This window comes from Moraxella sp. I5G, from assembly GCF_055193055.1.
On record NZ_JBUXLH010000007.1, the window covers coordinates 1 to 26,064 of the forward strand.

Below are 26,064 nucleotides of genomic sequence, written 5' to 3' on the forward strand. Positions count from 1 at the left end.
CGTAACAGGTGCTATCACCCTACAAGAAGGCACTGAAATGGTTATGCCAGGTGATAACGTTGAAATGAGTGTTGAGCTAATCCACCCAATCGCGATGGATAAAGGTCTTCGCTTCGCAATCCGTGAAGGCGGTCGTACCGTTGGCGCGGGCGTTGTTGCTAGCGTAAAAGACTAGTTCCTAATTAGTCCTAAAACCTCTATTGGTGAAAACCAGTAGGGGTTTTTGCCATTTATAGGATTTATGTGGTATTTTGGTATACGCTTGCTAGGCAGTAAAATAAAAAAATGCTATAGTGGTGTACTGTTTTTATTGGTATTAAATTTATTGATGTTGTAGCACATCGCACGACAAAAACACATGTTTGCACATTACCTTGATTTGGATGGAAGTTTTGGCTATTCAAGAAAATGTTAATGAAATACTAAGAAGAATATAACCCCTATCAAAGCACACGCTTTAATAGATGAACAGGGCAACGAGTATAACATCAGCCATTTATACCTTTTGAGCGTATTTGGCTTATGCGTTATTTGGTGTATGGTATCTAATGGTGTCTATTTGGTTCTAACTATTATGTTTACAGTATTAATATCCATACTGAAAAGGCATTTAAATCGCGGTATAGACTTTGAATTTTACAGCCGATTTTGCAACTTACCATGATAAATTATGCAATTTTATCCCAACAATTCGCCAATTAGATGATTTAAACCGTACAGGATGGTCATCGATATTGTTACTTTTTCCATGATTTATATTTGTTAAGGGTACTGATGGCATTAATGACTATGGTATGCCCGCCAAATTTGCCAGTATTGATAATATGGAATGGTGATTTTATTGATGGCACTGATTGCAACAATCATCACCACTTTAACCAGTGCTCAAAGAATGTATTTTTGATTTACAAATTGATTGAATAACACCATGATTGATAATGTCATCTACCACTACACACCAGAAGGCACAACACTAACATTGATACCCGCAGGCATTGTACCAAGATTTTGGGCATGGATTGTGGATTTACTGATTCGTGGAGTTTTATTGCTGGTTTGTTTGTTTGTAGCAATGTCGTTTGATAAGGCGGGAATAGGGCTGTTTTTTATTTTATATTTCTTGCTTGATTGGTTTTATGCAGTATTTTTTGAAGTTTATAAAAACGGTCAAACCATTGGCAAAAAACGATTTGGTATCCGAGTTTGTCAAGATAATGGTATGGCAATTGGTCTACAAGCATCAATGACTCGAAATATTTTACGAATAGCAGATTTTCCATTTTTGTTTGTATCAGCACTATTTTGTATGTTGTTTAGTCATCAAAGTAAACGTTTGGGTGATATGGTTGCTGGCACTATGGTGGTTTATCTTCCAGAACCAGAAAATCGAATGGATATTCCAAAAGCAAACCCTGTGATTTGTGATGTGCCATTATTGTTTGATGAGCAACAAGCAATTTTAGCGTATGCTGAACGTTTAAATGACATTCCTGAACAAAGACGAGCAGAACTTGTACAAATTTTATCGCCCATCACTAAAACCAATTCTGAACAACAAGGACAAAAAACACTGCTTGGCATTGCAAATGGTATTATTGGGCGGGGGTGAGCATGAGTGATGTACAAACTGTTAAACAAAGTACATTCATCAAGCGCTATGATGAAGTGTGGAAAAAATTTGATGAATTGTGTTTGGAAAACGGCGTAGAACTAGAGCAAATTCATGGTCATGATGACAAAACCACCAATTCAGAACAAAAAAAATCCAATTTAAAATCAGATAATTATCCGTTAGTTGCTTTGTACCGACAAATTTGTGAGCATTATGCATTAGCCAAACAACGTCATTACAGTCCAGCGCTGGTATTAGCACTGCATCAGCGGGTAATGATAGGGCATGAGCTGATTTATAAGCATAAAAAAAGCACTCAAGGCGGCTTGATCGAGTTTATTTTTTATACCTTTCCTGTACGGCTGCGTCAATATCAAAAACTATTTTGGATAGCGTTTGCGATTTTTTATTTGCCGTGCATTTTAATGGGAATTGCTTGTTATTTTAATGATGAATTGATTTATAGTGTGATGAGCGATTTTGAAGTTGCTAACATGCAATCGATGTATGACCCCGCCAATCGTCATGTTGGACGTGAAAGCAGCCGAGCTAGTGATACAGATTTAATGATGTTTGGACATTATATCAAAAATAATATTAGCATTGATTTTACGATGTATGGTTCTGGTATTTTTGCAGGTGTTGGGACGATTTTAGCGCTATTGTACAATGGTGTTGTCATTGGGGCGGTTGCTGGTCATTTGACGGGTTTGGGTTTTGGTGAAACATTTTGGCAATTTGTGGTAGGGCATGGTTCTTTTGAATTAACCGCTGCAGTGATTGCTGGCATGGCGGGACTTCGTTTAGGTTTGGGGGTGATTGCTCCTGCACCTTATACTAGAAAAGACGCATTGGTGGTTGCTGGAAAAGAAAGTATTGAACTGCTTTTGGGGGCAGGTTTGATGACGTTTATTGCAGCATTTATAGAAGCTTTTTGGTCATCATCTAGTATGATTAGTTATGAAGTCAAATATATGGTTGCTGCCATACTTTGGGGGCTGGTGATTGTTTATTTAACTTTAACAGGCAGAGCCAAACAGTAAGGTGATTGGGTGAATTTAGATAAATTAACTGTCAATATCAAGCCCTTATCTGCGTATCAAGCGATTGATTTGGGAATTGCCATAGCGCGAGCGTGGTACGTACCACTTTGGAAGATTTGGTGCAAACATGCAGTTTTTGTTTTAATATTAGCGTTAGCGTTGGCTTTTTTTATGGCAGACCAAGAAGAAACTTGGTGGGTAGCGGCTGTTTTATTTTGGTGGTTAAAGCCTATTTATGAAAAACCCATGCTGATTTATCTGAGTCGAAAACTGTTTGATGAACATTATAATAGAAGCCAAGTTGCCATGGATGCTAAAAAAATGCCATCAGTTTTTTATTTTTTAATTTGGCGTTTAGGATTTTTAAGAATTATTGCGATGTCAGTGCGCTTACTGGAAGGACAAACTGCTAAAAATGCGACAACACGCATCAACGTATTAACCCGCAAACAAAACAGTGCTATTAGTTTGTACGTTTTACTGTTTTTTGTTGGTGAAATGGTTACACTATTTGCTTGTCGGCAGTTGTTTCACGAATGGTTTTTGGATAATACATTATTTTCTGATTGGCTGTTTTCAGTGGATGCCGATGGACGCTGGTTGTCTGCTTTTTGGGTTTTGTGTTATGGTATGATTGGCAGTATTTTAGCACCATTTTATGTGGCAAGTGGTTTTTCGGTGTATTTATGCAAACGAAGTTTGCTTGAAGGTTGGGATATCGAATTGATGTTTTATAAATTGCGCCATCGGTATTTAGCCTTAAAAGATGGTTCCAATCGAGGCATGCACCAATGAAAACATTAAAATGCATCGCTGGATTTTTATTATATTTATGTGTTCATTTGGTTCATTTACAGGCATTTGCTCAGCCATCAGATGGTCATGACCAATCAATTACAACCCAAACAAATGCTCGCGAAAAAACCGCAGATGAATTAGACTCATTATTAACCAGTGATGTTTATAGTGATAAAAAGACTGTTCAAATTCCCAAAAAAGCCCCTGAAAAACCTTTGGATTTATCTTGGCTTGCAAAGCTGCTTAATAAATTGGCGAATTTTGGTAAAGCAATCAGTCAAACAGTGGGGATTTTGGGTAAAGTTGTAGCAATTTTACTATTAGCACTGTTGGCATGGATTTTATATCAAAAACGCCATGTATGGTTAAAGGTTTTTTCCCGTATTCATATCCAAACTCACTCATCTGCAAAAATGACAATCGTAACAGAACAACGTGATTATCAAGCATTATGGCAGTCTTTACCACCAAAACATGAATTTTTATCAACGCTGCAAAATCTACTTAAAAGCCAACAATGGCTTTTGGCGTTAGGGCTTTTATATCAAGGCACATTAAGAGAAATGGCGCAGGTTCATGAGTTACCAATTGATAATCATCAGACCGAAGAAGAATGTTTGTGGTTACTTTATCATGCTAAAAAACAAAATTCTCAAGAAAAACAATATTTTGAAGAATTAGTTACGTTATGGCGTGTGTCCGCTTACGGTAAAAAAGTCCCTGATTCTGTAGCGAAGGGCGATTATTCAGTAATTTTACGTTTGATGTCAGCTTGGTCATTGATTTATGGTCAAAGAGGTCGTTAATGGCAATTTCTCATCGTATCAAATCAGACCAAAGTCGGGTATCTGGGCGCAAAATTATTTGGCTGGCAATGGTAGCTGTATTGCTGTTTTTAGCTTATGTTTTATTCCAAAAATATCATATTGACCAACAAAATTTTGATACTGTTACTGTGTATACTCCAAAAACGGTTGTTAAAAAAAACCGTTATTTTGCTGCCAAAGAAATGCTGGGTGAGCGCGCTTATATTTTGCGTGGCAATCAAGACAGTCAAAAAGTGGAAGAACTGCTTGATGAAGATGCAGAGTTTGCTCAAAATCACGCATTAATGATTTATGATTTTAGCAGCCAAAAGAGCAGCGACCATGAAAAAATTTTAGCATGGGTATCTCGAGGCGGTCATTTAATTACCGCCAGTCAAGTAACTTTATATGATGATTTGGATAGTTATCAAGAAAGACAAAATCCATTATTGTTAACGCTGGGCATTACTTATAAATTTTTGGATTATAATTATTCAGCTACGCAATTGGATAAAAATACCTCAATAAGCAAACAAATAACTCCTTTGCGTTTGGCAGATGGGCAAACATTATTGGTTGAGGCTGATTGGGGGATATTTGATACCAGTGAGCTTTTGCAAAAATACCCTGATGTAAAATTGTATAATTATGCTTGGTTTTACCAAAATGCAAATGATATGACTTTAAATTACATATCACCAATTGATACAGGCATGAGTGAAAGTGAATCACAAAAAATATGGACAGTTGCCAATAAAGGTCATAATTTCTCACCTGATAGAGCATTAGTGGATATGTCATTTGGGCAAGGTCGGATTACGGTATTAGCTAATCAGAATATGTTTGTAAACCCAAATTTTTACCAAAATATCAATCAAGATGATCAGCTTGAGTCACCAGAAATAGCCAACACGTCCAAAGTGATGCCAAGCAGAACTTGGCAAATTTTAACTGAAACCACAGATTCAAAAATGCACGATTATCAAGGTGGTATTGTTAATGCAGACCATGCCTATTTTTTAAAAATCTTAACAGGCATGCGTGATGTGTACTTCTTGCCAGATATTCAATCAGTCAGTCTTTTGACATTGCTTTGGGAAAACATGCGTTTGACAATGGTTGGTTTGATTTTAACCATTATTTTGGCACTGCTCGCCCTTCCAAAACGTTTTGGACGGCTCAAAACCTATCAAACTGACATTAGTCAAAATATTTTTGGTTTTTTTGGACACGTTGGTCAATATCTTTGGGTAAGTGATGGCGCTCATGGAATTTTGCAAACAAATCGCGAATCATTTATTCGAACAGTTATTGCCAAAGAACAATTGGTTGATGCCGCGCCTGCTAAAATCATTGAGATTTTAAATGTGAAAACCGCATTATCAACGCATTTGATTCAAAATGCTTTATACGATTCTTGGCAGAATGATGAAGAGTTTTTATACATTAGTCGTAATTTTGCTAGATTAGTGCAGTTTTATAACTAGTGAGTTTATCGCTGACAACAATCATTCGTAATCATCTGGCTGACAGTATACTCAAATGATTTCAATAATTAGGAAAAATTATGGCACAAAAAAATATTTCTCAATTTGTTCCTGATGCTCATCAAGAAATTACCAAACTGATTGATGAAATTCAAAAAGCAGTGATTGGACAGACAGATATTATCAAAAAACTTATCATCAGTCTTTTAGCGGGTGGTCATGTGTTACTAGAGGGCGTACCAGGGCTTGGCAAAACTTTAATGGTTAAGGCGTTAGCGCAAGCTTTAACGGGTAATTTTGGGCGGATTCAATTTACTCCTGACCTCATGCCTTCGGATGTTACAGGGCACACATTGTATGATATGCAGACAGGGCAATGGAAAACTCGAAAAGGAGCGGTTTTTTGTCATTTATTGTTAGCAGATGAAATTAACCGCGCGCCTGCAAAAACACAATCAGCGTTGTTAGAAGCAATGCAAGAAGGTCAAGTTACTATTGAGGGGCAAACTCATGTTTTGCCAAAACCATTTATTTGTGTTGCCACTCAAAACCCCGTAGAACAAGAAGGCACTTATCCACTGCCTGAAGCTCAACTAGACCGTTTTTTAATGAATTTGTTTATGGATTATCCAACTGCCGAAGAAGAGAAACGCCTGTTATCTGAATTGATTGTTGGGCGAGTAGGTGATAAATTGGATTTATCTAAAGTCAATCCGGTGATGTCTCCTGAGCGTTTAGCGCAGCTTCAGCTGATTACAGCTCATATCACGGTAGATGATAGGGTGGTGCAATACGCGCTGGATATTGTGCGAAAAAGTCGTGAGTTTTCAGGGATTGATATGGGGGCAGGCGTGCGTGCAGGTATGGCGCTGCTTCGAGCCGCCAAAGCTTGTGCTTTGATGAACAATCGTGATTATACTGTGCCAGACGATGTACGTTATGTCGCCAAAGATGTACTGCGCCATCGGATTAGTCTGACAGCTGATTTTACCATTGATGGTTATCAAATTAACCAAGTGATTGAACAATTATTATCAGCCATTAACGCCCCAAGAAGCTAATCTGTCATGAAAATGTTTGCTCGTTCAATGCTAAATATCATATCCTTGCGCGCTACAAAACGTGCGGTTTATGTGGCACTGATTTGGACAACGTTGATGATGTTTTGTCAATTTGCGTCTTTATTGCCTAATTTTGCATTTCCACTATCAGTTATTCAACTGCTAAAAATACTTGGATTGGTATTGGTTTGCGTGTTTGTGCTAGATGCAATTTGGCTGATTTGGGCAGTTTTTGCTATCAAAGATATTTCCATCTCTCGTGCTTTGGATAAAAATTTACCTGTCCATGAACATTCTCAAGTAACGTTACGTATTTTTCACGACCATCTACCAGTCATTTGTCAGCGTTTACAAATTAGTTTGATGGATTATTATCCAATTCAAACTCAAACTCATGATTTACCACTTTCTTTTTTTGCTCAAGATTTCATAAACAATAGTCATGAAACCACCAATGTTGTTGTATTGACTTATTCACTCTATGCCAAAGAACGTGGGCGTGGCAGTTTTGGTGGTGTGGATTGGTTATTTAATACACCACTAGGTTTATTTTGTAAGTTTCACCATACGCCAAAAAATCAGGTGCAAGATGTACAAGAGGTACGAATTTTAGCGAATTTTAAAGATGTGTTACAAGGTCATTTAGTAACTATGAGTAAACATTCTGCATCGGGTGGTTTTGTCAAAAGACGTAGAAAAGGTCAAGGGCAAGATTTTCATCAAATCCGCAGCTACGTTGAAGGCGATAGCATTCGTCAAATTGATTGGAAGGCAACCGCCCGTTATCAGCGTTTAATGACCAAAGAATATCAAGATGAGGCTGACCAAGAAATTTTATTTTTGCTCGACTGTGGGCAACATATGCGTCATTTACGATTTGTTGATGAAGTTGCTGTAAATCACGTTATGAGTGCTGAGGAAGACGAACACATCAGCCACTTAGATATGGCGCTCAATGCAATGTTGCTGCTTGCTAAAGTTGCTAATGAGCAATCTGATTCAGTTGGTTTTATCAGTTTTGCAGGCGAAAAAGACAAAACTGTACCACCCAAAAAGGGTGCAAATATTATCAGCTATTTGCTTAATCAAAGTTTTGATTTAACTGCATCCATTAAAGCACCTGATTATATGGCAGTAGCAAGAGAGGCGTTGGTACTGCAAAAGCGCCGCAGTTTAATTATTATCATCACCAACATTCGCAGCGCCAATACCGATGAGATTTTTGCGGCTTTGCAGTTATTAACTCAAAAACATCGTGTAATTTTGGTAAATTTGTATGAAAAAGATTTGCAGGCTTACCTAAAAACACTCCCTGATACGTTGGATGAAGCATTAACTTATCATAGTGTACAATCGTATCTTGATGAGCAAAAACAATTAAACGCTCGTTTAGGCAAAGAGTCAGGCGCGCTAGTGATTGGGGCAACGCCAGATGAACTCCCCGTCAAATTGCTTGATGGTTACTGGTGGGCAAAACGCTGGGGTGTGGCGTAATAAATTAGCACAATCAATTTTTGCGAAAATACCAACTGATTTGCGGCATGCCTGCAACGATATGTAAAAAATTACCTAAAATTCGCCCTGTTAATCCCCAAATAATTTCTGATTCATTGTTATCTTGAATGCTCCAAGCAGGCGTATGCATATCAATGGATTGACGATTGACCGTGCGTTTTAAGACATGATTTTGTGGTGGATTGTTTTGTAAAAAACCCAAATCCACCCAAAAGATTTTAGCAATTTCATCAGGATTACCAAACAATGACCGACCAACATCAGGATTGATGCATGCAACGATAGGACGCACAAGCAAACCTTTTTTAGAAAACTGCATTGGCAAGAATCCAATAAGTTGTGTGGCATCTTTTGGTAGAGCAATCTCTTCATTTGCCTCTCTTAAGGCAACTTGATAGGAAGAATAGTCATTATCATCTTTTTTGCCACCCACCAAAGACACCTCGCCACCATGGCTGGATAAGGAGCTTGCACGGCGAGTTAATAAGATTTTTGGGTGATTTTCATCAGTGATGAGTAGTAAAACACAAGCGTTGGGAATGGGCTTGTGAAAGTCTTGAGTGAGATGATGATAATCCTGATTTATTTTGTCTTTTGTAACTGGCAAAATAAACTCATTATCTTTACCGTACTCTAAGATGTCTATTCTGTTATTAGCTAGTTTTTGCGACCACGCCCCAAACCGGTGATTTGTTAGTAAATGAACCGCTTGTTTGTCAGTAAAGTTGGGGTGGTCTTTTTGAAATAAAATGTGCTGAAAGTAATGCATGGTTTTCTTTTTTTTGATGAATTTTTAAATTTAGGTGGATTTAATGTCAGAGAAAATGACTTTTTTGCTTTTAAGTGCACTAAATAACGGACCAATGCTACTGATATCTAAAATTTCTTGAGCGCGAGTACACGCTACATATAAAAGCCTTAATTCTTCTTTGGCGATACTAAGACTAGTTTTTTTGTCTTGATAGATGAAATCATCGCTAATCTCAACATTTTTCCATTCCAGTCCTTTGGCTTTGTGTGCTGTACAAATACTATAATGGGGGTTTTGCTCGTTCGCTTGTTTTTTGATAGCCAAACTGATGGCATGAGTACCATAACGGTCAATAACTCGTACCCAAGGTTTTAGATAACTACCTTCCTCTTGTTCACTAAATTCTTGTACTTCCTGCCAATTTTTAAAATGCATCAAGGCAGATACATTGTGAGCTGATTGGTTGCTTTTGAGTTTTTCAGCACCTTCGCAAAATTGTAAGATACTGTTACTATCTGCATTTAGAATAGGTCTTTTACCAATTTTTTGACCTTCTAATAAATGCTCTAACGCATTGACATTGGTTCGGCACAAAATCACATTTTTTTGAGCGCTGTCCAATGTTCCAATCATGGATTTTTGCATAGGATTGCCTGTTAATGGGATTTTTTCTTGTAAGGTTTTTAGTAAGATATTGGCAGCATCGGCTATTTTTTCACCAAAACGAAAAGATTGGGTCAGTCTAGATTCAGGATAGGGCAGTCGCTCCATCGCGTTGATTGCACCACGCCATTCATAAATTTGCTGATGGGGGTCGCCAACATAAACAACCTGACTAGGCTGTTTGAATAATATACCCATCATCAAAGGGTCAGCGTCTTGAGCTTCATCAAATAAAATAAAATCAGCAGGAATGCTGGGGTTGGATAACGCCCATAATTTTAGATAAATATGATGACCAATGCCTTCACTGTGTCTAGGGTCAATTGATTGCAACCATAAATTTTCCACTGCAGGATAAAGCATATCACGCAGTTCATCAGCATCTTTTTGATTCATCCATTCGGGCAGTTTAATGTGTCGCGGCGCAGGATAGTTGCTGGATGTGGTGCAAAAATTAGTAATGGCATTTTTGATGTAGTTGGCAAGTGTCGTTGCTGTTAATGTTACGGTTAATAATCCATTGATGTGTCTGACCTTCAAAGAGGGTAATTTGAATATTTCACCTAAACGCACCGCAGGCATGATGGGCTTTCCAATTTTTTGAGTAATCATTCTATCTACATGCCGATAAGCCAACGAATGAAAGGTTTGACAACGAACGTGAGCGGGAAATTTATCTTGGGCTTCAGTTGCAATTGCTTTATTAAATGCCAAATAAAGTCCTCGACCGTGTAAATTTTCACTGATGAGTTTTAAGGTGCTGGTTTTTCCAGCGCCAGCATATGCCATGATTTTAAAACTGACTCCAGATTGCGCCATGGCTAAAGCAGACAATTGTTCTTGGGTGGGTGTAAACATATTTATGGGTGCGAAATTTTTATTATAACAAAACTTTGACCAGTTTTAGGTTTATTATTTTAAGTCATGGTTATGTGTATTTACGTGTTTTTTGAGTGGATAAATTAGCAAATAGTAACATAACCACACCAAGCCAAATCAGTCCAAAGCTTATCAGTGTAGCCGAAATAAAGGTTTCATTTAAAAATAGCACAGCAATGATAAATAAAAAAACAGGTTCTAAATAACTTAATACACCAAATAAACTGGTTGGTAGTAGGCGATTGGCTTCTAAATTAAATTGCAGTGCCAATACACTAATCACACCAAGACCAATAACTTTTATCCAAAATATTGGATTGTTAGTAAATTGTAAAGATGCATCATATTGATAAAACAGTAAATACAAACAAATGGGTGCAATGATAGACGTATCAATAAATAAACCTGTTAGAGCACGAATTTTTTGTTTGCGTCTTAAAAAATAATAAATTGGATACGTGCCACAAACCCAAAAGGTTGCTAAGCCAATCTGATTTGCTTGTAAAATTTCTACCATGACCCCAGCACCCGCTACCAATACCGCTAGCCATTGCAGGCGTGATAAGTACTCTCCCAATAAAAAACCAACAACAACCATGACTAAAGGAAATAAAAAATAACCCATAGATACTTGTATTCCCAAGCCATTTAAAGGAGCATACATAAATAACCATAGCTGACTGGCAAAAATTGGTGTTGGCAACAAAAGTAGACACCAAGCAGCCAAACCTTGAATGAACATCAAATCATCAATTACAATACGAATTTTGCCGCTAGCTAATAAAAATATCATCAGACATAGCCACATCATCAGCATGCGCCACAAAAAAACATCAGTTCCTGATAAAGGGGTGAGCCATTTACCATACATATATAACGCGCTAAATAGTACATTGGAGATAATTGCAAGCAAAGCGCCAATCCATAGAGCAGAAGTGATGATGGGTTTTTGAGCTGATGTCATGGGGTCTTTTCCTAAAATGGTCTATTTTAAGAGATTTGTGTAAAAAATTTCGCAAACACAAACAAAATTATGTATAAAATACAAACCAATCAATGAATTTTTATCACAAAACGAAAAAGGCTAAAGAAAAACTCTAGCCTTTTTGAGTTGGTGTTTGAAATCAATATCAAAAATTAGGCATCAACACCATAGACTTTGCGAATCACTCGTTTGTAGTAGGCAAACGCATCATCGGCGCCTTTCATGGCTGCTTGTTTATCTTCATCAGACAAAGGTAGCGCATCAATTTTGGCTTTGACAGCACGCCAATGTGGCATGCGTCCATCAGGATGGGCGGCAAGGTGAGCAGCTCCAAAATCATCTTTTAGGTCAATTTTGCCAGCTTCTTTGTATAAAATGGCAGCGCCTAAGTTGGAACCTTCCACGCAGTATAACCAGCCAATACTTTCAGCGTCAGTAAATACAGGTTCTTCTACGTCTTTACCATAAGGTTCTACTTCCAAATCTTTCATATCGCTTTTTAGGCGGTCAAGACGAGCTAATTCTGCAAGTCCTTCAAAGTTTTTAGAAAGTTCTGCGTTATGATAGATGGGATTGACGGTAAGATGAAATTCATACTGAGCCTGCAAAAACTTGCGATAGTTGTCTAAACTGACAAATGGTTGCATACTCATTACCAAATTATCTACCGCGTCGTGCGTTTCTCTGGAATGCTCTTTTAGAGCTTCAGTTAAGGTTTTTTCGGTCATAAAATCACCTATAAATTAAAAAAAGCGCAACTAAATTACAATATTTTTAATATTTTGTAAACCCCAAAAGCAGAATAAATAATAATAAATCTTATTTACAAATTACCTTTGAGTATGGTATCTTTGTCAATCTAATTTTTGTCCAATTTACTTTGTTTAGTTTGACCCTGTTTTATAAAAATGTCATCACCTGACAGGCATAAAGAGTATGTCCATACCACAAGATAAACCCAATCATCAACCCAAACACCAAGTTCATAATAATTTTTTAATTCGCCTAATGTTTTTAATATTGGGGTTTTTATTTTTAGGGCTGGGAATTTTAGGGGTAATTACACCAGGACTGCCGACCACAGTATTTATTTTATTAGCCGCTGCTTGTTGGGCGAGAAGTTCCAAACGTTTTTATGGTTGGCTGTTACGCCATCGTATGTTTGGCAAAATGATTATTGACTGGGAAGAACGCCGTGCCATGCCACGTTTTGCTAAATACATTGCATGGAGTATGATGCTTTTTTCTAGTGCGATGTTATTTTATCGTTTACCAAGTGAAAGGTTGTGGATTGCTTTTTTGGTTAGCGGTATTTGTTTGGGAGCGGGAATTTGGATGGCACGCTTGCCAGATGCTTAATAAGCCCTTGATATTAAGGGCTTATTAAGTTTAATCATCAATCATTGATTTTGAAACCAGCTGTCGGCGCTGTTTTTGGCCTTTTCAATGTCACTAGAAGACAAACCTAAAGCTAATTGTCCGATTTTGGCTTGAGCCTTACCACGAATTTTGTCATCTAACATACCATCGCGGCTAGACAAATCGTACCATTTATAGGCATCTACTAAACGGTGCTGTTTTTCGTCAATCATGGCAAGAGCATAACTGGCGCGGTTGTCACCTAGGTGAGCAGCTTTTTCTAACCACGCACGACCTTGTTTCATATCAGCGGTAACACCTTCACCACGTAGATACATAATACCAAGGTTTAGTTGAGCAGGTGCAATGTTTTGTTCAGCAGCACGAGTATACCAATAAACAGCTTTTGGAGCATCTTTGGCAACCCCTTCCCCTTTTTGCAAGCGTTTGGCTAGAAAAAATTGAGCATGATGATTGCCATCACCTGCTTGTTTGGTCAAAGAAGCGATGTCCATCGTTTCAAAACGAGAAACATTTAAAGGAATGTTGCTAGTTAGTTCGGCAAAAGCGATGCCAGAACCTAACAGAGCGGTGGACAATAAGATGGTTTTTAATAACTTCATAAAAACTCCAAAATGTGATAAAAATTAAGTGTAAAGTTTTAAATATAACTTTAATTTTATAACTTTTTCAATAAAATAAATAAATTAACCTTTCAATGGTAGCATTTTACGCTTAAAACTGCAATTTTAAAATCGTGTTAAAACGTAACATTTTGTACCCCGATGCGACATCTTTGATAAATACTAATATTTGGCAATGCGATAAATTGCGACGTCTGCTAATAAATTTGGTGCTTTTTTAATTACTTTATTAAGCAATCTTGGGGCGATTTTAGGATTATCATTGATGGCGATGCTGTCTAAAATAGCAATTTGATTGTCATAACAAAGTCGTTCAAAATCCTTAAAAGTGCACAAATGTATGTTTGGTGTATCATACCATTCATGAGGAATGGTTTCGCTAACTGGCATGATGCCTTTTAGTCCTAAATAGACACGGTTTTGCCAGTAAGCAAAATTTGGAAATGTCACAATGCCCTCTTTGGCAACCCGAAGCATATCCAAAAGCAAGTTTTTGGGATTTTTTACTGCTTGCAAAGCTCGTGCCATAACAACCGTATCAAAGCTATTATCTGCAAATTTTGCCAAGCCGTCATTTAAATCTTGTTCAATGATATTCAAGCCTTTGGCAATGGCTTCGTTGATTTTATGTTCATCAATTTCAAGACCATAACCTGAAACGCCAAGATGGGTTTGTAAATGTGCCAAAAGTGTGCCATCCCCGCAACCTAAATCCAAAACTTTAGCATTTTTTTTAATCCATTTTTCAGCAAGCTGATGGTCAATATTCATATTTTTCTCTTTATTGCTAATTTATTTTGGGTAAAATTATTGACGTGCTAGTTTTGATAGCATAATGGGGTCAATGTCTTCATCACAAACTTGGGGCGTCAAAAATGGTGCTGACAAAAACCCTTTTACTGCATTTACGTATCTGGGTATATCAAACAAAAACGAATCATGACCATGTGGGGCTTGGACATTAACAAAGCTTACAGGCTTGTTATTCGCCATGAGTGCATTGACAATCTCTGCTGAACGTTCTGGGCTAAATCGCCAATCGCTATCAAAAGAAACAATCAGAAATTGGCATTTTGTGCGATTGAGTGTTAATTTTAAAGCATCTTCTTCGCTTAAATTTTCATCAGTATAATCGCGAGTTGGGTCAAAGTAGTCCAGTGCTTTAGTCATCAAAAGATAGGTATTGGCGTCAAAGTTTTTACTAAAACGTTCCCCTTGATAACGCAGATAACTTTCTACTTGAAATTCCACATCAAAACCATACATAAACTTCCCTGATTTTAAATCACGTCCAAATTTAGCTTTCATGGCGTCTTCGGTAATATAGGTAATGTGTCCAACCATACGTGCTAAAATTAGCCCACGACGTGGATACGTTCCTTTTTTTAAGTAAAAACCATTGTGAAAATCAGGGTCGGATAAAATGGATTGACGCGCCACTTCATTAAAAGCGATGTTTTGAGCGGTAAGTTTTGGGGTGCTGGCAATGATAACTGCGCGTTTTAGCCTGTCTGGATAATCTACCGACCATTGCAGGGCTTGCATGCCACCCATACTGCCACCAACGATGGCATGCCAAACATCAATTCCAAGCCTATCAGAAAGCATGATTTGAGTTTTTACCCAGTCTTTGATGGTGATTAAAGGAAAATCCGCTCCCCAGATTTCACCCGTTTCAGGGTTGATGGATGTTGGACCTGTTGAACCATGACACGAACCAATGTTGTTTAAACACACCACAAAAAATTTAGTGGTATCAATAGCTTTGTCTTTGCCAATTAAGTTGTCCCACCAACCAGCTTTGCTGTCATCTTTATTGTGATAACCTGCAGCGTGGTGTGAGCCTGATAGGGCATGACAAATTAAAATGGCATTACTTTTTTTAGTGTTGAGCGTGCCATAAGTTTCAATCACCAAATCGAACGATGATAAAGTGCGCTGACACTCCAAAACCAACGGCGTATCAAAATGCAGTGTTTGAGGGGTAACAATGCCAACTGATTTTGGGTCAAGATAGGGGGCTGTTGTATTCACAAAATACTCTTATTGTTATTTGTTAACGTGCTATTTTACGGCTGAATGGGCATAATGACAAGGTAAACGGCAAAATAAAGGGTTAGACTTATTTTGAGGTAATAATTTGTACAATGATTTATCGCCAGCCAATTGTATTTTTTTAAAACATTTTTTAAAACATATCAAATTAGCCATAAAGTGCCAAGCGAATTTTTTTGAGTGCGTTCATAGCATTATGAGCATTTGGCATCTCTGGCAAATCACTTCTACTAAACGCATCGTTAATATCTTTTTGTAAGTTATCCACCATTAAAATGAGCTCTTCATATTGATAATGACCTGATTTTATTAATAAAAGTTCATCTTTATTGGGTCTTTTGACTCTGATTTGACCGTCAGTGGCAATTTCTTTTGCCATATGTAGCAGGCGCAAATTGTGCATCATATTTTTGGTATCATAGGGTTGGTCGTGCTTTAAGGTGGTTTGATAGCGTTGATTATTATGATTTTTTACCCATTGCCAATAATCGTGATAGTCTTGACAGTATTTGCTATAGCCAATTTGATTAAAATATAGATAAGAACTGATGGGTAGATTTTTAGGAATGCTACTTAAACTTAGATTGTTGGCGGTTGATTTTTGAACAACTCCAGAAAATTGATACCGATTTTCTTTATCAATATAAACAGCGTACAGTTGTGCAACATGATTGATTTGAGCAAGCCCAAGTTGATTTTGAGTGAGCTGATTTTGATTTAACCAAGTATTTAATAATATGGTGTTTCCATTTTTCAATATATAACAAAAATCCAAAACACTTTTTTTGGTTTTATCCATAGGATTGACTATTCTTTTATTTAAACCATGTGATTTTTTGATTTGATTTGCAGCAAATCCTAAAAAAGTTTTTTGGCATAATTTACTAATAAAATCTTTAGGGTCGATTACATCCATGATGGGATGCTTATAAATGATTTTATCTTTTGGTGTATTTAATAATTCCATAATGCTGGGATTATTTTTCAAAAGAAGTTCAATAAAACGCCCAATTTCATAGTAGACAATATCATTAGTTTCATTGTTAATTTGCGGGATATAAGTACTTGGAAGGCGATAATAATGTGATTTTGGTAAATAAAAAACGCCCTTAATGTCTAAATCTGAATCCGGTGTATCCAGCCCATAGGCACGACTGCCGGAAATGCACTCTAACAAGATTAAATTTTGGGATTTTAAATCATCAATGGTCATAAATTGCTTGTTTGAAAATTTGGTTTAATGATTCTATGCTGCTTTTAGGTCTATCTGATAAGTTATCAGGACTGATGCTATTGTATAAATCATAAATAAATTGTTGAAGACGTGCTGATAAAGTATGAGTATAGCTTTCATCCTGATTAGCTTTTAAGATAATCAGCTCTTGGATTTCTTTGGTAATTGGTGGTTTAAGCAAATCAAACATTGGAGTGATGGATACAGGTGGCATGCATTGTTTTTGCATCACCCAGTTGCAGGCAAGCAAGGCTCTTAAAAGATAAAACCATTTTTAAGTTTGATGGGCTGTGTTAAATCCAATGCTGAATTTGCATTTCTTGCCATGCCTTGATAATGATAAAATACAGCTTTAGGATTAAAATAATCGTTTTGTATTTCATGTAAATTCTTTATCAATTTATCATTACTTTGATAAATAATTGGTGAATTTAACCATTCAAAAATAACCACATTGGATTTATACATCAAATTTAAGGCTTTTTTAATATCCCAGCCACCAATATCAAAAGGCACATCAAATAGTTGATTGTCAATAAATTCAAATGTGCCTTTTTGCTCAAAAATGGATAAATAATAATCACTATTATGGCAATAAATCAATCGCACGTCAAAATCGCTGTCTTGTGATAAAAATCCCCATGCCCAACTGCCACTTTCTATGGCAAGCTGGCAGTGGATTTCTTTGGTTTGACAGATATAGTCAATGGTGCTGTTAATTTTTCTGGTTACGGTCTTATCTTCAGTGTAAATCATTGAGCATTTTTCCTGCTTCTAAAGCAAAATAACTTAAGATTCCATCACAACCTGCCCGGCGAAAACCTAATAAACTCTCTAAAATCACTTCTTGACTAAGCCAACCATTATTAATAGCCGCTTTATGCATGGCGTATTCACCTGATACTTGATAGGCAAACGTTGGTATACCAAACGCGTCTTTGACTTCACGCACCACATCCAAGTAGGGCTGACCTGGTTTTACCATGACCATATCCGCCCCTTCATTAATATCCAAAGCTACTTCGTGCAATGCTTCAGCACGGTTGGCAGGGTTCATTTGATATTGTTTTTTATGCCCTTTTAAATTGCCGCTGCTACCAACCGCATCACGAAATGGACCGTAATAAGCCGATGCGTATTTAGCAGAATAGGCCATGATAGCGGTATTCACAAAGCCGTTATTTTCCAAGGCGTTTCGCATCGCACCAATGCGACCATCCATCATGTCGCTTGGTGAAATAATATCAGCTCCTGCTTTGGCGTGAGCAAGGGTTTGTTTGATGAGAGCTTCAGTGGTAACGTCATTTATGACATAACCTGTTTCGTCAATAATGCCATCTTGACCGTGTGTGGTGTAAGGGTCAAGAGCAACATCGGTCATGACAATCATATCAGGCAGCGCATCCTTTAAGGCGCTCACTGCTTGACAGGCTAACGTATTTAGACGGTAAGCCTCTTCACCAGTTGGTGTTTTAAGATTGGGCTGAATGACAGGAAAAATATCCACCATGTTGACCCCAACCTTAGATAATTCTTTGGCATAATCAATCAGCAAATCAATGGAAAGTCGCCAAACATCAGGCATACTTGCAATGCTTTCTTTGCGGTTTTTACCATCAAGTACAAATACAGGCGCAATCAGATGACAAGGTTTTAGATGGGTTTCAGCAACCATATCACGAATGCTGTCTGATACTCTAAGTCGGCGTAAGCGAGTGGCAGGATAGGTGCGATTAAAAGTATAGTTCATAATTTTTTTCCGTTTAATCATTTTAAAGAATTGACAATCATTATCATATCAAAAAATTATCTTAAAAAATACCAAAATAAAAGCCGATTATTATTCATAACCAGCTTTTATAAGTGTTTTATTTGTATAAAGGTAAAATGGATTAAAAAAATCCTTTTACCCAATCAACTAAACCTTCCCACATACGACTGACAAAACCTGCTTCAGCCACGTCTTCGGTAGCAATGATAGGCACACTAGTAATAGTTTTACCATCAATCACTGCCAAAGCTTGCCCTAATTCTTGCCCTTTTTTGATGGGAGCGGTGATGTTGTCATTAAGGCGAATGACGGCAGAAATATTGGGTTTTTGGGTTTTGATGGCAAGAACTTTTAGGTTTTCAGCAACTTCTGTTTTAACGGTTTTGTGCTCACCATATCGAACAGTGGCATCGCCTGCTGATTGACCTTTTGGAGCAACAACGATGTTATGAAAATGCCCAAATCCAAAATTAAGTAATTCTCGTGTTTCATCGGCGCGCGCCTTCATGCTTTTAGCACCCATAACCACCGCAATTAGACGCATATTATCTTTTTGGCTGGATGCTGCCAAAGAGAATCCAGACTCACCTGTATGACCAGTTTTTAAGCCGTCTACGGTTGAATCGCTAAATAACAAGGCATTACGATTTTCTTGCTTGATGTTATTGTAGGTGAATTCTTTTTCACTATAAATTTTATAATACTGCCCACTATTTTTGATGATTGCTCGTGATAATATTGCTAAATCTTTAGCACTGGCGCGATGATTGGCGGATGGCATACCAGTAGCGTTTTCAAATTTGGTGTTGGTCATGCCCAATTTGGCAGCTTCATCGTTCATCAAAGCAGCAAAAGCCGATTCAGATCCAGCGATATGCTGAGCAACAGCTTTTGATGCATCATTGCCAGACTGAATAATAATTCCACGCAACATATCAATGGCTTTGGCTGATTCATTTAAAGGAACGTACATACATGATTCGCTGCTTGAGCCACGACACCATGCGTTTTCATCCACTTTAATGGGCGTATCTTCTGATATTTCACCAGATGATAAACGTTGTTCTAATAAATAGCTTGTCATCATTTTGGTTAAAGAAGCAGGCGGTAATGGTGTGTCAGCATTATGCTGAGCCAAAATTGTTCCTGTATCATAATCCATAAGAATGTATGCTGCGTTATCTTGCATGGGTGGATTAATGCCATTATCATTATCTGCCCAGACGTTGTTTGTCAAGCAAGCATTACCTAATACAAATAAACTCAACAATAAAGGTTTTTTTACAAACATCATAACCATAAACCAAAAAAATAAGCCAAAAAATAAGCAGGAGAAAAAAGTGGAAACTATAACAAAAAACTTCAGAAGTTAAAATAATTTATACAAATTTTGTACAAATTAAGGTTAAATTTTATGCAAATTTTGCGCCAATGTTAAAAGGTAATCGAGGCTTGGGCAAACTCTTGACACAATTCTTTATTTTCACTTGGTGGAAAACTAGCTGTCCACGCACGCACTCCCTGTAAGACTTCTTTATAGTCATTTTGAGTATTTAGGTAGCGCAATGTTTCTTTTGGGTCGGATACGTCTGGCATAAAGATTTTTAATTGATTTTGATAAGCTTCATTGAATTGTTGTTTTTGTTTGGCGTTGAGCATTGGCGGACAAATTTCAGATAGATTTTGCACTAAGGCAAGCATATAGTGATTGGTTTTACTGGCTGGAATTTTTTCTGGCATACGTAAGTTTGGATTTTGGGCAGAAGCGGTGCTGCTGAGTATATAAGCAAAAATCATACCTACCCCAAAAAGTTTGCTAGCTTTATGGCTGAAATCTGCCCATTTTGTAGAAAAAATGGATAAAATTTGTTTAGTACTTATCATAAATAACCTCATACAACAGAATGAACGTATCATACTGCTTTATCCAAAAAAAATCCCTGATAAATAATAAAAAAATGTAGAAATACTGTAGTCAAAACAAGCGATTAGTAACACAATAGCAATATTTAATCAAAGTGGTTTATCTGGATAAATTTGATTAACATTAAAATAATTTGTTAAATTTAATCCAACACAAAGACAAAAAACCCAAAATTTTTTATAATGACGAACTTGTAAATTATCATTTAGTTACGTTATGACGCAAAATCGCTTAATTGACCCTAATACCAAAAAAGAGGATGCTTTTGACCGAGCTATTCGCCCCCAGTTTTTATCCGAGTACATTGGGCAGCCAAAAGTATGTGAACAGATGAAGGTTTTTATTAAAGCTGCTAAAAAACGTTACGAATCTTTAGACCATACACTGATTTTTGGACCGCCCGGACTTGGTAAAACTACTCTTGCCAATATTATCGCTAATGAAATGGGTGCAAATTTAAAAGCGACATCAGGACCTGTTTTAGAACGGGCGGGTGATTTGGCGGCGCTGCTGACAAATTTAGAAGAAAATGATGTCTTATTTATTGATGAAATCCACCGACTAAGTCCAGCTATTGAGGAGATTTTGTATCCCGCTATGGAAGATTTTCAGCTGGATATTATGATTGGTGAAGGCGTTGGCGCGCGTTCTATCAAATTGGATTTACCACCATTTACATTGGTTGCAGCAACAACTCGGGCAGGACTTTTGACATCGCCACTGCGTGACCGCTTTGGAATTATCCAAAGATTGGAGTTTTATAATGTTCAAGATTTGACCACCATTATTCAACGTTCATCAAAATTAATGAACGTCATCATAAAACAAGAGGGTGCCAAAGAGGTTGCTCATCGAAGTCGTGGCACGCCACGCATTGCCAATCGCCTTTTGCGACGAGTGCGTGATTATGCTGAAGTCAAAGGCGATGGTATCATTACTGACCAAATGGCAAGCCTTGCATTAGATATGTTATCAGTTGATAAGCAGGGGCTGGATGATTTGGATAGACGTTATTTATTTATGTTAAAAGAACGTTTTTTTAACAGACCTGCTGGTGTAGAAGCAATAGCGGCAGCGATGGCAGAAGACAAAGGCACGTTAGAGGATGTGATTGAGCCATATCTGATTCAGCAAGGTTATATCCAAAGAACACCCAAAGGTCGGATTTTATTGGATAAAGCTCACCAAGTTTTAATAGAATCGGGTTATTTTTTGCTCTAAAAAATAGGTTGTATTGCAAATATTGAAAAATAATCCAAAATCAAAGGAGACCCATCATGCATACTTTATATCATGCCCCTAAAAAATATCCAATTTATACCGCCGAGCAAATCAAAATGTGGGAAAGTCGTTGGTTTTCGGCGGGAAATTCATCGTTTGGACTGATGCAGCAAGCAGCAATGATGATGAGTGAAAAAATTACTAATTTTATCAATCATCAACAATTATCCAACCCTAAAATACTTGTGTGGTGTGGTGTGGGCAATAATGGCGGCGATGGTTATTTGATAGCCAGTTATTTAAAACAACAAAATCATTGGGTGAAAATTTATGCACCATTTGACGCTAAAAGCCAAGATTGTCAAACCGCTCGGGCTTTTGCTGAAAAACTTGGTGTGCCAATTCAAAATAATACAGTTAATGATGGTTTTGACGTCCATATTGATGCATTGTTTGGTAATGGTTTAAATCAACCATTAGATGATACTTATCAGCAAGTTATTCAAAATTTTAACCAACAATCAGGCATAAAAATCGCTATAGACATTCCTAGTGGTTTACATCCTGATACTGCAGTCCCAATGCCAATATGTATTCATGCAGATTTTACATTGTGTGCGATGGGATTAAAGCTTGGGCTGCTCATAGGTCAGGGTAAAACCTACGCAGGAAAAACGGTTTTAATTCCTTTGATTCCAAAAGATGAGCAATTGACCAGCATTGCTACTATAGATACGTGTTATCCTGATATTGTTCCAAGGGCAAATCATGCTCATAAAGGTGATTTTGGTCATCTTTTAATCATTGGAGGTCATCAAAATATGGGTGGTGCAGCACTGATGGCAGGCGTGACAGCGATGGCTTGCGGTGTAGGCAAGGTTACGGTGATGTGTCATAAAAATCACCATAGTGCTATCTTGGCGCACAGTCCAAATGTGATGGTTAAAGACATGAATGATATTTTTGATAGGCAGTCTTTTGCAGACTATTTGTTAGATATTGATGGAGTGGTTTTTGGCATGGGGCTTGGACGCGATACATGGTCAAAGCAGGTTTATCAAAGTATGATTACCATGATTTATCAAAGCTACTCTCTAAAGACCGTTATTTTTGATGCCGATGCGTTGTATTTTTTAGCAAAACATCCTCAAAAATTGCCAGATTTTATCATTTTAACCCCTCATGATGGCGAAGCGGCAAGGTTACTAAATACTAAAACACCAACAATCAATCAAGATAGACTTTTTAGTCTGCAGGCATTATCTCAAAAATTTGGCGGTACTTGGGTGCTAAAAGGCGCTGGCTCTTTGGTATGCGACAAGGGTGAAATTGGCGTTTGCGCCTTTGGCAATCCAGCCATGGCAACAGCGGGCATGGGTGATGTTTTGGCAGGTTTAATTGGTGGATTAAAATTATCTCAGCCACAATTAAGCCTGTTGGACATGATTAGCATTCATGCACTGGCAGGCGATTATTTAGCTAATAAAACCAAAATTGGCTTAGAAGCGGTGCAAATGCCAAAAGCAATCACCAAAATACTCAATCAAAAATTTAGCTGAAAAATTTGGGGAAATCTTCTTGGCAAATGGTTTATTTTAAGGTAAGATAGCATTGTTTTTCGGTCAGCGTAGTTATTTATCAGATACTGCGTTTGTCAAATTACTTAGTATAAATTATCCTTTGTATTGCGGTATTTGACATTGCATTTAGGCTTATCAGCCAGCAAGACATCAGAACTTTGCTTCTCCTTTCTTGTTTTGTTAAGCCTATTTTGCTAATTTTTTAGGTATGTTTGCCTTTTTGGGTAAATTAAGGAAATAGGTATGACAGAGCAACCAGCCCAAAATCAGGGACATAGCTCCCAAAAAGATGTATTTAGTCAGTTTCACGCCAACCAAATCGCCTTAAAAAATGGTGAGACCGTGCATATGTCCGGTGGTGATTTACTTGTTCAAGCCCTAGTTGATGAAGGGGTTGAATATATTTTTGGTTACCCAGGCGGTGCTGTTTTGCACATTTATGATGCGCTATTTAAACAAGATAAAATTGAACATATCTTAGTTCGCCATGAGCAAGCTGCAGGTCATATGGCAGATGCGTATAGCCGTGTTACAGGAAAAACTGGCGTGGTGCTAGCAACGTCTGGACCGGGTGCTACCAACACCGTAACCGCCATTGCGACTGCCTTTATGGATTCCATTCCCATGGTGGTATTGGCAGGTCAGGTGCCATCAGGACTAATTGGTGATGACGCGTTTCAAGAATGTGATATGATTGGCATTTCTCGCCCTATTGTAAAACACAGCTTTCAAGTCAGAGATCCCAAAGAAATTCCAACAATCATTAAAAAAGCCTTTTTTGTAGCATCGTCGGGCAGACCAGGTCCTGTAGTGGTTGATATTCCTAAAGATATGACCAATCCTGCTGATAAGTTTGCTTATCATATGCCAGATTCGGTAAATATTCGCTCTTATCAGCCTACGTTAAAAGGTCATAGTGGACAAATTAAAAAAGCGGTTGAAACACTACTGTCTGCCAAACGACCAGTCATTTACGCAGGCGGTGGGGTAGTTTTAGGCAATGCCAGTAATGAGCTAACCCAACTTGCTAAATTGTTGAATCTTCCCGTTACCAATACATTGATGGGGCTTGGCTGTTTTGCGGGGTCTGATTCACAGTTTGTGGGCATGTTAGGGATGCATGGTGCTTATGAAGCAAATATGACCATGCACCACAGTGATGTTATTTTGGCGGTAGGGGCAAGATTTGATGACCGCGTTACCAACAACGTTAAAAAATTCTGTCCTAACGCTACCATCATTCACATTGATGTTGACCCAGCTAGTATCTCAAAAACCATCAATGCTCACATTCCAATTGTTGGTGATGTCAAACCCGTTTTAATGGAAATGCTTGCTATTTTACAAAGCAGTCAAAAACGTTTGGATGAGCATGCTTTATCAGATTGGTGGGGGCAAATTAACGAATGGCGTAAACGTCATGGGCTTTGCTATGACCAAGACGGGGATGGCGAATTACACACCATCAAACCCCAGCGTGTTGTGGAAACCTTATATAAATTAACAAATGGTAAAGCCATCATTACTTCGGATGTTGGTCAGCATCAGATGTTTGCCGCTTTGTATTACAAATACGATTCGCCACGACAATGGCTCAATTCTGGTGGCTTAGGCACAATGGGCGTGGGTTTGCCTTATGCTATGGCGGCAAAATTAGCATTTCCTGAAAAAACTGTGGTATGCATCACGGGTGAAGGTTCAATTCAGATGAATATCCAAGAACTTTCTACCTGTTTGCAGTACAATTTGCCTGTCAAAATTTTAAATTTAAACAATGCCCAACTTGGAATGGTAAAACAGTGGCAAGATATGTTGTATGAGGCTCGTCATGCTCAGTCTTATATGAAGTCGTTGCCAGATTTTGTAAAACTTGCCGAGAGTTATGGACATAAAGGCGTAAAAATCACCAATTCTGCAACCATGGAAGCTGAATTAAAAGCTGCTCTTGAAATGGATGGTCTGGTGTTTATTGATGTTTATGTTGATAGAACTGAACACGTTTATCCAATGCAGGTTGCAGGGCAATCCATGCGCGATATGTGGCTATCAAAAGGGGAGCGTACCTAATGCCAGCACAAACTAAAAAACATTTGATTTCTGTGTTGATGGAAAATGAAGCAGGTTCATTATCTCGTGTGGTAGGTTTATTTAGCCAGCGCGGTTACAATATTGATAGTTTAAACGTAGCTACAACTGAAGACCCGACTATTTCACGACTTACCCTAACTACCATTACCACGGATGATAAGATTGAGCAAATCACCAAACAGTTGCACAAGCTCATTGAAGTGGTCAAGGTGCAAAATTTATCTGAGGTGACCCAAGGCGGTCAAATTGAAAGAGAACTTATGCTGATTAAAGTACGTGCCACAGGCTCAAACCGTGAAGAAGTCTATCGTACAGCAAACATCTTTCGAGCTCAGATTGTGGATGTCGCCAGCAGTTTGTACACTATTTTGATTACGGGTGATGCAGGAAAATTGGACGGTTTTATTGAAGTGATTGGACGCGATAAAATCCTAGAAGTAGTGCGCAGTGGAGTCATTGGCATTGCTCGCGGCGAAAAGACGCTAAGCTTATAAATTGGGTTGATAACTATATGATGGGTTTGTTCAATTGATAAATCACCAATTGCAACAAATCCATATAAAAATATTTTAAACCTATTTAAGGCAT

At 37.8% G+C, this 26,064-nt stretch carries 24 protein-coding genes and 1 pseudogene; 13 read left to right on the forward strand and 12 right to left on the reverse strand.

What is annotated here, in order from left to right; all coding sequences use genetic code 11:
- The 8 genes from ACZBKJ_RS05000 to ACZBKJ_RS05035 form a co-directional block, all read left to right on the forward strand.
- Positions 1 to 175 (forward strand): EF-Tu C-terminal domain-related protein (locus ACZBKJ_RS05000; RefSeq protein ID WP_463199953.1); only part of this gene is annotated, 175 nt, incomplete at its 5' end.
- 753 nt (positions 176 to 928) lie between these two features.
- The gene (locus ACZBKJ_RS05005) at positions 929 to 1,609 is read left to right on the forward strand and encodes an RDD family protein (RefSeq protein ID WP_463199838.1); all 681 of its coding nucleotides are present in this window, start codon (positions 929 to 931) and stop codon (positions 1,607 to 1,609) included.
- 2 nt (positions 1,610 to 1,611) lie between these two features.
- Positions 1,612 to 2,655 carry a stage II sporulation protein M gene (locus tag ACZBKJ_RS05010; protein WP_463199839.1) on the forward strand — a complete coding sequence of 348 codons (1,044 nt, stop codon included), beginning with the start codon at positions 1,612 to 1,614 and terminating at the stop codon, positions 2,653 to 2,655.
- A gap of 9 nt (positions 2,656 to 2,664) precedes the next feature.
- Positions 2,665 to 3,450, forward strand: a complete 786-nt coding sequence (locus tag ACZBKJ_RS05015; RefSeq protein ID WP_463199840.1) for a hypothetical protein — start codon at positions 2,665 to 2,667, stop codon at positions 3,448 to 3,450.
- Positions 3,447 to 4,259, forward strand: a complete 813-nt coding sequence (locus tag ACZBKJ_RS05020) for a hypothetical protein (protein WP_463199841.1) — start codon at positions 3,447 to 3,449, stop codon at positions 4,257 to 4,259. The genes ACZBKJ_RS05015 and ACZBKJ_RS05020 overlap by 4 nt, the downstream gene beginning before the upstream one ends.
- Positions 4,259 to 5,746, forward strand: a complete 1,488-nt coding sequence (locus ACZBKJ_RS05025; protein WP_463199842.1) for a hypothetical protein — start codon at positions 4,259 to 4,261, stop codon at positions 5,744 to 5,746. Before ACZBKJ_RS05020 ends, ACZBKJ_RS05025 begins: the two co-directional genes overlap by 1 nt.
- A gap of 80 nt (positions 5,747 to 5,826) precedes the next feature.
- Positions 5,827 to 6,807, forward strand: coding sequence for an AAA family ATPase (locus ACZBKJ_RS05030; RefSeq protein WP_463199843.1), 981 nt, complete (start codon positions 5,827 to 5,829; stop codon positions 6,805 to 6,807).
- Between the two features lie 6 nt (positions 6,808 to 6,813).
- Positions 6,814 to 8,301, forward strand: a complete 1,488-nt coding sequence (locus ACZBKJ_RS05035) for a DUF58 domain-containing protein (RefSeq protein ID WP_463199844.1) — start codon at positions 6,814 to 6,816, stop codon at positions 8,299 to 8,301.
- A gap of 13 nt (positions 8,302 to 8,314) precedes the next feature.
- On the opposite strand, the gene ACZBKJ_RS05040 is transcribed toward ACZBKJ_RS05035, so the two are convergent.
- The 4 genes from ACZBKJ_RS05040 to ACZBKJ_RS05055 form a co-directional block, all read right to left on the reverse strand.
- A complete protein-coding gene (locus tag ACZBKJ_RS05040; RefSeq protein ID WP_463199845.1) occupies positions 8,315 to 9,091 on the reverse strand; it encodes an NUDIX hydrolase in 777 nt (258 codons plus the stop codon).
- Positions 9,092 to 9,121: 30 nt separating this feature from the next.
- A complete protein-coding gene (locus ACZBKJ_RS05045) occupies positions 9,122 to 10,594 on the reverse strand; it encodes a 3'-5' exonuclease (RefSeq protein WP_463199847.1) in 1,473 nt (490 codons plus the stop codon).
- A gap of 70 nt (positions 10,595 to 10,664) precedes the next feature.
- Entirely contained in the window at positions 10,665 to 11,579 is a 915-nt protein-coding gene (locus tag ACZBKJ_RS05050; protein WP_463199848.1) for an EamA family transporter, read from the reverse strand.
- A 173-nt stretch (positions 11,580 to 11,752) separates the two neighbouring features.
- The gene (locus ACZBKJ_RS05055; protein ID WP_463199849.1) at positions 11,753 to 12,328 is read right to left on the reverse strand and encodes a biliverdin-producing heme oxygenase; all 576 of its coding nucleotides are present in this window, start codon (positions 12,326 to 12,328) and stop codon (positions 11,753 to 11,755) included.
- A gap of 208 nt (positions 12,329 to 12,536) precedes the next feature.
- On the opposite strand from ACZBKJ_RS05055, the gene ACZBKJ_RS05060 reads away from it, so the two are divergent.
- Complete coding sequence (locus tag ACZBKJ_RS05060; protein ID WP_463199850.1) at positions 12,537 to 12,959, forward strand: YbaN family protein; 423 nt, start codon at positions 12,537 to 12,539, stop codon at positions 12,957 to 12,959.
- A 41-nt stretch (positions 12,960 to 13,000) separates the two neighbouring features.
- On the opposite strand, the gene ACZBKJ_RS05065 is transcribed toward ACZBKJ_RS05060, so the two are convergent.
- The 8 genes and pseudogenes from ACZBKJ_RS05065 to ACZBKJ_RS05100 all read right to left on the reverse strand — a co-directional run bounded on the left by ACZBKJ_RS05065 (position 13,001) and on the right by ACZBKJ_RS05100 (position 20,547).
- Entirely contained in the window at positions 13,001 to 13,582 is a 582-nt protein-coding gene (locus ACZBKJ_RS05065) for a tetratricopeptide repeat protein (protein WP_463199851.1), read from the reverse strand.
- 183 nt (positions 13,583 to 13,765) lie between these two features.
- Positions 13,766 to 14,374 (reverse strand): methionine biosynthesis protein MetW, encoded by a 609-nt coding sequence (gene metW, locus ACZBKJ_RS05070; RefSeq protein ID WP_463199852.1) that lies wholly within the window; start codon positions 14,372 to 14,374, stop codon positions 13,766 to 13,768.
- Positions 14,375 to 14,410: 36 nt separating this feature from the next.
- Positions 14,411 to 15,637, reverse strand: a complete 1,227-nt coding sequence (gene metX, locus ACZBKJ_RS05075; protein ID WP_463199853.1) for a homoserine O-succinyltransferase MetX — start codon at positions 15,635 to 15,637, stop codon at positions 14,411 to 14,413.
- A 169-nt stretch (positions 15,638 to 15,806) separates the two neighbouring features.
- Complete coding sequence (locus tag ACZBKJ_RS05080; protein ID WP_463199854.1) at positions 15,807 to 16,871, reverse strand: nucleotidyltransferase domain-containing protein; 1,065 nt, start codon at positions 16,869 to 16,871, stop codon at positions 15,807 to 15,809.
- A pseudogene (locus ACZBKJ_RS05085) lies at positions 16,861 to 17,648 on the reverse strand (nucleotidyltransferase domain-containing protein). Before ACZBKJ_RS05085 ends, ACZBKJ_RS05080 begins: the two are co-directional and overlap by 11 nt.
- Positions 17,635 to 18,642 (reverse strand): porphobilinogen synthase, encoded by a 1,008-nt coding sequence (gene hemB / locus ACZBKJ_RS05090; protein ID WP_463199855.1) that lies wholly within the window; start codon positions 18,640 to 18,642, stop codon positions 17,635 to 17,637. Before hemB ends, ACZBKJ_RS05085 begins: the two are co-directional and overlap by 14 nt.
- A 142-nt stretch (positions 18,643 to 18,784) precedes the next feature.
- Complete coding sequence (locus ACZBKJ_RS05095; protein ID WP_463199856.1) at positions 18,785 to 19,957, reverse strand: D-alanyl-D-alanine carboxypeptidase family protein; 1,173 nt, start codon at positions 19,955 to 19,957, stop codon at positions 18,785 to 18,787.
- Between the two features lie 140 nt (positions 19,958 to 20,097).
- Entirely contained in the window at positions 20,098 to 20,547 is a 450-nt protein-coding gene (locus ACZBKJ_RS05100; RefSeq protein WP_463199857.1) for an MCR_0457 family protein, read from the reverse strand.
- Positions 20,548 to 20,803: 256 nt separating this feature from the next.
- Between ACZBKJ_RS05100 and ruvB the strand changes: the two genes are divergently transcribed.
- From ruvB to ilvN, 4 genes are all read left to right on the forward strand, one after another.
- Positions 20,804 to 21,808: a Holliday junction branch migration DNA helicase RuvB gene (gene ruvB, locus ACZBKJ_RS05105; protein ID WP_463199858.1), complete on the forward strand. Its 1,005-nt coding sequence runs from the start codon at positions 20,804 to 20,806 to the stop codon at positions 21,806 to 21,808.
- A 56-nt stretch (positions 21,809 to 21,864) separates the two neighbouring features.
- Positions 21,865 to 23,367: an NAD(P)H-hydrate dehydratase gene (locus ACZBKJ_RS05110; protein ID WP_463199859.1), complete on the forward strand. Its 1,503-nt coding sequence runs from the start codon at positions 21,865 to 21,867 to the stop codon at positions 23,365 to 23,367.
- A gap of 369 nt (positions 23,368 to 23,736) precedes the next feature.
- Positions 23,737 to 25,455 (forward strand): acetolactate synthase 3 large subunit, encoded by a 1,719-nt coding sequence (locus ACZBKJ_RS05115; protein ID WP_463199954.1) that lies wholly within the window; start codon positions 23,737 to 23,739, stop codon positions 25,453 to 25,455.
- Positions 25,455 to 25,970: an acetolactate synthase small subunit gene (ilvN, locus tag ACZBKJ_RS05120; RefSeq protein WP_463199860.1), complete on the forward strand. Its 516-nt coding sequence runs from the start codon at positions 25,455 to 25,457 to the stop codon at positions 25,968 to 25,970. Before ACZBKJ_RS05115 ends, ilvN begins: the two co-directional genes overlap by 1 nt.
- Positions 25,971 to 26,064 lie beyond the last annotated feature (94 nt).

Excerpts from the sequence above, each read along its gene's own strand:
- ACZBKJ_RS05060 (WP_463199850.1), top strand. The coding sequence starts at position 12,537 with ATGTCCATACCACAAGATAAACCCAATCATCAACCCAAACACCAAGTT.
- ilvN (WP_463199860.1), top strand. The coding sequence starts at position 25,455 with ATGCCAGCACAAACTAAAAAACATTTGATTTCTGTGTTGATGGAAAAT.
- ACZBKJ_RS05010 (WP_463199839.1), top strand. The coding sequence starts at position 1,612 with ATGAGTGATGTACAAACTGTTAAACAAAGTACATTCATCAAGCGCTAT.
- ACZBKJ_RS05040 (WP_463199845.1), bottom strand. The coding sequence starts at position 9,091 with ATGCATTACTTTCAGCACATTTTATTTCAAAAAGACCACCCCAACTTT.
- ACZBKJ_RS05020 (WP_463199841.1), top strand. The coding sequence starts at position 3,447 with ATGAAAACATTAAAATGCATCGCTGGATTTTTATTATATTTATGTGTT.
- ACZBKJ_RS05100 (WP_463199857.1), bottom strand. The coding sequence starts at position 20,547 with ATGATAAGTACTAAACAAATTTTATCCATTTTTTCTACAAAATGGGCA.
- ACZBKJ_RS05025 (WP_463199842.1), top strand. The coding sequence starts at position 4,259 with ATGGCAATTTCTCATCGTATCAAATCAGACCAAAGTCGGGTATCTGGG.
- ACZBKJ_RS05005 (WP_463199838.1), top strand. The coding sequence starts at position 929 with ATGATTGATAATGTCATCTACCACTACACACCAGAAGGCACAACACTA.
- ACZBKJ_RS05095 (WP_463199856.1), bottom strand. The coding sequence starts at position 19,957 with ATGATGTTTGTAAAAAAACCTTTATTGTTGAGTTTATTTGTATTAGGT.
- ACZBKJ_RS05055 (WP_463199849.1), bottom strand. The coding sequence starts at position 12,328 with ATGACCGAAAAAACCTTAACTGAAGCTCTAAAAGAGCATTCCAGAGAA.
- ACZBKJ_RS05035 (WP_463199844.1), top strand. The coding sequence starts at position 6,814 with ATGAAAATGTTTGCTCGTTCAATGCTAAATATCATATCCTTGCGCGCT.
- metW (WP_463199852.1), bottom strand. The coding sequence starts at position 14,374 with ATGAATATTGACCATCAGCTTGCTGAAAAATGGATTAAAAAAAATGCT.
- ACZBKJ_RS05065 (WP_463199851.1), bottom strand. The coding sequence starts at position 13,582 with ATGAAGTTATTAAAAACCATCTTATTGTCCACCGCTCTGTTAGGTTCT.
- ACZBKJ_RS05080 (WP_463199854.1), bottom strand. The coding sequence starts at position 16,871 with ATGACCATTGATGATTTAAAATCCCAAAATTTAATCTTGTTAGAGTGC.
- ACZBKJ_RS05115 (WP_463199954.1), top strand. The coding sequence starts at position 23,737 with ATGTCCGGTGGTGATTTACTTGTTCAAGCCCTAGTTGATGAAGGGGTT.
- hemB (WP_463199855.1), bottom strand. The coding sequence starts at position 18,642 with ATGAACTATACTTTTAATCGCACCTATCCTGCCACTCGCTTACGCCGA.
- ruvB (WP_463199858.1), top strand. The coding sequence starts at position 20,804 with ATGACGCAAAATCGCTTAATTGACCCTAATACCAAAAAAGAGGATGCT.
- ACZBKJ_RS05030 (WP_463199843.1), top strand. The coding sequence starts at position 5,827 with ATGGCACAAAAAAATATTTCTCAATTTGTTCCTGATGCTCATCAAGAA.
- ACZBKJ_RS05050 (WP_463199848.1), bottom strand. The coding sequence starts at position 11,579 with ATGACATCAGCTCAAAAACCCATCATCACTTCTGCTCTATGGATTGGC.
- ACZBKJ_RS05045 (WP_463199847.1), bottom strand. The coding sequence starts at position 10,594 with ATGTTTACACCCACCCAAGAACAATTGTCTGCTTTAGCCATGGCGCAA.
- ACZBKJ_RS05110 (WP_463199859.1), top strand. The coding sequence starts at position 21,865 with ATGCATACTTTATATCATGCCCCTAAAAAATATCCAATTTATACCGCC.